This is a genomic window from Actinotalea ferrariae, from assembly GCF_019733465.1.
Taxonomy (GTDB): domain Bacteria; phylum Actinomycetota; class Actinomycetes; order Actinomycetales; family Cellulomonadaceae; genus Actinotalea; species Actinotalea ferrariae_A.
Genome location: NZ_JACVQL010000398.1, coordinates 1 through 4,625 on the forward strand (window position 1 = coordinate 1; position 4,625 = coordinate 4,625).

General features: G+C 76.6%; 3 protein-coding genes. 2 read left to right on the plus strand and 1 reads right to left on the minus strand.

Annotated elements, in window-relative coordinates:
• Both ICW40_RS21715 and ligD read left to right on the plus strand, forming a co-directional pair.
• On the plus strand, window positions 1-2,615 hold a 2,615-nt coding region (locus tag ICW40_RS21715), incomplete at its 5' end, for a helix-turn-helix transcriptional regulator (RefSeq protein ID WP_221655782.1).
• 38 nt (window positions 2,616-2,653) lie between these two features.
• Complete coding sequence (gene ligD / locus ICW40_RS20295) at window positions 2,654-3,790, plus strand: non-homologous end-joining DNA ligase (RefSeq protein ID WP_221655783.1); 1,137 nt, start codon at window positions 2,654-2,656, stop codon at window positions 3,788-3,790.
• Window positions 3,791-3,811: 21 nt separating this feature from the next.
• Here the strand turns inward: ligD and ICW40_RS20300 are convergent, their stop codons facing one another.
• A complete protein-coding gene (locus tag ICW40_RS20300; RefSeq protein ID WP_221655784.1) occupies window positions 3,812-4,468 on the minus strand; it encodes a response regulator transcription factor in 657 nt (218 codons plus the stop codon).
• Window positions 4,469-4,625 lie beyond the last annotated feature (157 nt).

A 4,625-nucleotide genomic window follows, 5' to 3' on the forward strand; every position in this document is an offset into this window, starting at 1 on the left:
GGGGCGGAGCGGCGCCGCCGGCCGACGCCGCGCCCTCCGCGGAGGACGAGGGCGGCCGGCTCCAGCTCTTCGACGGGCTCGCCGCCGCCCTGGGCGCCGCGGGCACCGCCGGCGCGCCGCTCGTCCTCGTCGTCGAGGACCTGCACTGGGCGGACTCCTCGAGCCGCGACGTCCTCCGGTTCCTCGTGGCGCGCATGCGCTCCGAGAACCTCCTCCTCGTCGCGAGCTACCGGGCGGACGACCTGCACCGGCGGCATCCGCTCCGGCCCGTGCTCGCCGAGCTGTGGCGCCACCCGCGCGTCGAGCGGCTCGACCTCACGCCGTTCACGCACGACGAGCTGGGCGCCTTCGTCCGGGCGGTCGCGGGCGCGCCGGTCCCCCACGAGGTGCTCCGCAGCGTGCACGAGCGCTCGGAGGGCAACGCCTACTTCGCCGAGGAGCTGCTCGAGGCGGGCGACGGCGGGGCCCTGCCGTGGTCGCTCGCCGACGTGCTGCGAGCGCGGCTCGACGGGCTCGACCCGACGGTCCAGCGCCTCGCGCGCGTGGCGTCGGTGGCAGGCCGACGCGTCTCCGAGCCGCTCCTGCGCGCGGTGTGGTCGGGTCAGGGCGACGGCTTCGACGAGACGCTGCGCGAGGCGGTCGCCGCCCACGTCCTCGGCGGTGAGGACGGGCGGATCGCGTTCCGGCACGCCCTGCTCGCCGAGGTCGTCTACGCCGACCTCCTGCCGGGCGAGCAGGTGACCCTGCACCGCGCCTTCCTCGACGCGATGCTCGCCGACCAGAGCCTCGGCACCGCCGCGCAGCGCGCGCACCACGCGCGCCGGTGCCACGACGCGAAGACGGCCGTGCGCGCGTCGCTCGAGGCCGCCGAGGAGGCCGCGCGCGTCCTGGCGCCCGAGGAGGAGCTGCGGCACCTCGAGACCGTGCTCGGGCTGTGGGATGCCGTCGCGGAGGGCGACGTCCCGGCAGACCGCGTGACGCTCACCGTCGCCGCCGCGCAGGCGGCGAGCCGCGCGGGGCGCCTGGATCGCGCCACCGTCCTCGCCCGGTCGGCGGTCGACGCAGCCGCCGGCGATCCGGCCCGGCAGGCTCCGATCCGCACGCGCCTCGCCCAGGCCCTCCTCGCCGTCGACCGGGTCCGCGAGTCGATCACCGAGGCCGAGCGCGCGCTCGAAGACCTGCCCGACGACGCCGACCCCGCGGACCGCGCCTGGGCGCTGGCCGTGCACGCGCGTGCATGCCTCAACGCCGACGAGGACGACGCCGCGGCGCTGAGCGCGAACCGCGCGGTCGAGGTGGCGCGCGCGGCCGGACGGCCGGACGCCGAGGCCGACGCGCTCGCGACGCTCGCCGTGCTCGTCGTCGACGACCCGGACGCCGCGGCGGAGCTGCTCGACAGCGCGCGCCGGCGGGCGGCCGACGCGGGGGACCTCGTCACCGAGCAGCGCTGCGCCTACAACCTCGTCACGACCTACTACTACGCGGGCCGCCTGGACGAGGCGTCGGACGCCCTCGAGGCGGCGATCGCCCGCAGCCGCTCCGCGGGTCTGACGCGCAGCGACCTCGGCATCGCCCAGTCCTTCTTCGCCGAGCTCGTCCGGTACGCGCGCGGCGACCTGCGCGCGACCGACTTCGAGGGCGCCGGTCCCGAGGCCCCGGGGTGGGTGACCCCGCTGCTCACGTCGGTGCGGCTCTACGCCGCCGTCGCGCGCGGCGACGGCGACGCGATCGCGCGCGGCCGGGCGCTCGAGTCCGAGTGGGAGCGCGACGGCCAGATCGCGCTCATCTCGGGCGGCTGCACGGTCGACGCGCTCACCTGGGCCGGTGAGCTCGAGGAGGCCGCGGATCTGGCGGAGCGCCTCATCGCCCACCTGGGCCGCACGTGGTCGGACTACTTCCTCGGCGCCATCTGGCTCGGAGCGCTCGGGATCGCGGCGCTCGCGGACGCCGCGGAGCAGGACCGGCTCGCCGGCACGGACCCGACGCCGCGCCTCGAGCGCGCCACGCGCCTGCTCGAGCGCGCCGAGTCGTCGGCCGACCGCGGTCGTCCCCGGGGCGGCAGGCTCGGGCCCGAGGGTCGTGCGTGGCTCGCGCGGGCGCACGCCGAGCACGCCCGGCTGCGGGCGCACCTCGGTCGTCCGGCCGATCCGGACGCGTGGCGCCGGTCCACCGAGGAGTTCGGCTACGGCTACCGCTACGAGGAGACCCGAAGCCGGTACCGCTGGGCCGAGGCCCTGCTCGGGGCGGGCGAGCGCGGGCAGGCGGCCGAGCAGCTCGCACGGGCGGCCGCCGACGCGCGGGCGATGGGCGCGGCGCCGCTCATCGCGGCCGTCGAGGCGCTCGCTCGGCGCGGCCGCCTCGAGCTGCCCGGGCAGCGGACGACGACGGACCTGCTCACGGCGCGCGAGGCCGAGGTGCTGAGCCTCGTCGCCGAAGGTCTGAGCAACCGGCAGATCGGCGAGCGCCTGTTCATCAGCGGCAAGACGGTCAGCGTGCACGTCTCGAACGTGCTCGCGAAGCTCGGCGTCTCGAGCCGCACGGAGGCCGTGACGGTCGCGCACCGACGCGGCCTCGCGGCCGTGGCCGACCCGCAGGGGATCCCCGCCGGACGCTGACCCTCGCCCGTGCCGGGGCCAGCGTCTACGTTGATCGCATGGCGCGCGCGACGACCCCGGCGGTCGAGCTCGAGGTGTCCGGCCGCACGGTGCGCGTCACGAGCCCCGACCGGGTGGTCTTCCCCGGACGCGGGCTCACCAAGCTCGACGTCGTGCAGTACTTCGTGTCCGTGGGCGACGGCATCCTCGGCGCGCTGCGCGACCGCCCGACGACGCTCGAGCGCTGGCCGAAGGGCGTGTTCGAGGGCGCGCGCATGTCGACGCGCGCGGACAACAGCGGGGACGCGTTCTACCAGAAGCGCCTCCCGCAGGGCGCGCCCGACTACGTCGAGACCGCGACCATCGCGTTCCCCAGCGGCCGCACCGCGGACCAGGTGTGCCCCACGGAGCTTGCCGTCGTCGCGTGGGCGGCCAACATGGGGACGCTCACGTTCCACCCGTGGCCCGTGCGCTCGTCCGACGTCGACGCGCCGGACCAGATGCGCATCGACCTCGACCCGCAGCCCGGTACCGACTTCGCCGACGCCGTCCGCGTCGCACCCGAGCTGCGCGCGCTGCTGCACGAGCTCGGCATGGAGGGCTGGCCGAAGACGTCGGGCGGCCGCGGCCTGCACGTGTTCGTCCCGGTCGAGCCGCGCTGGACCTTCACGCAGGCGCGCCGGGCGACGATCGCGCTCGGCCGCGAGCTCGAACGGCGCCTGCCCGAGCAGGTCACGATGAAGTGGTGGAAGGAGGAGCGCGGGCAGAAGATCTTCGTCGACTACAACCAGATGGCGCGCGACCGGACCATCGCCTCGGCGTACTCGATCCGCGCGAACCCCAGGGCCACCGTCTCGGCGCCGCTGCGGTGGGAGGAGCTGGGTGACGTCCACCCGGACGACTTCGACGTGCTGTCGATGCCCGCCCGGTTCGCCGAGGTCGGCGACCTCTTCCACGCGCTGAGCGCCCCCACCCCCGAGGACCCGGAGCGCCCCGCCTACTCGCTCGAGCCGCTGCTCGAGCTCGCCGACCGGGACGAGGCCGAGCACGGCGCGGGCGACCTGCCGTACCCGCCCGAGTACCCCAAGATGCCGGGCGAGCCGAAGCGGGTGCAGCCGAGCAAGGACCGCGACCGCAAGCGCGCCGCGGACGCTGGGAGCCCCGCGGACGCCGCAGCCGACGGGACGGCGGGCTGAGGCGGCCGGAGCCGCAGCAGGTCAGCCCAGGCCCGCCGCGCGGCCCAGGATCGCCGCCTGGAGGCGCGAGCTGCAGCCGAGCTTCGCGAGCACGCGCGAGACGTGGGTCTTGGCCGTCGCCTCCGTGATGCCGAGCGCGCCGGCGAGGTCGGCGTTCGACATGCCGCGCACCAGGCACACGAGCACGTCACGCTCGCGCGTGGTGAGCCCGTCGAGCGCGGCCGCGGCGGACTCGTCGGCCTGCGGCGGTGTCGGCTCCACGAAGGCGGCGAGCAGGCGGCGCGTCACCTCCGGGGCGACGACACCCTCCCCGGCCCCGACCCGCCGCACGGCGTCCAGCAGCGAGGCCGCCTCGGTCGACTTGAGCAGGAAGCCGACGGCGCCCGCGCGGAGCGCGCCGAACACGTACTCGTCCACGTCGAAGGTCGTGAGCACCAGGACGTCCGCGAGCCCCTCCTCGACGATCGTCGCGGTCGCGCTGATCCCGTCCACCCCGGGCATCCGGACGTCCATGAGCACGACGTCGGGACGCAGCGCTCGCGCGTTGAGCACCGCGGCGGCACCGTCGCCGGCCTCACCCACGACCTCGATGTCCGGCGCCGTCTCGAGCATGAGGCGCAGCCCCGAGCGGATGGCGGCGTGGTCGTCCGCCACGAGGACCCGCACCGTGCGGGTCACGGCGTGATCCCCGTGGGCAGGGTCGCGACGACGGTCCACGCACCGGCGGCGCCGTCGGGGCCCGCCTCGAGACGCCCGCCGACGCCCTCGGCGCGCTCGCGCATCGTGAGCAGGCCGAGCCCGCCCGCCGGGACCGCGGTCGGCATGCCCGCCGGCC

Excerpts from the sequence above, each read along its gene's own strand:
- ligD (WP_221655783.1), top strand. The coding sequence starts at position 2,654 with ATGGCGCGCGCGACGACCCCGGCGGTCGAGCTCGAGGTGTCCGGCCGC.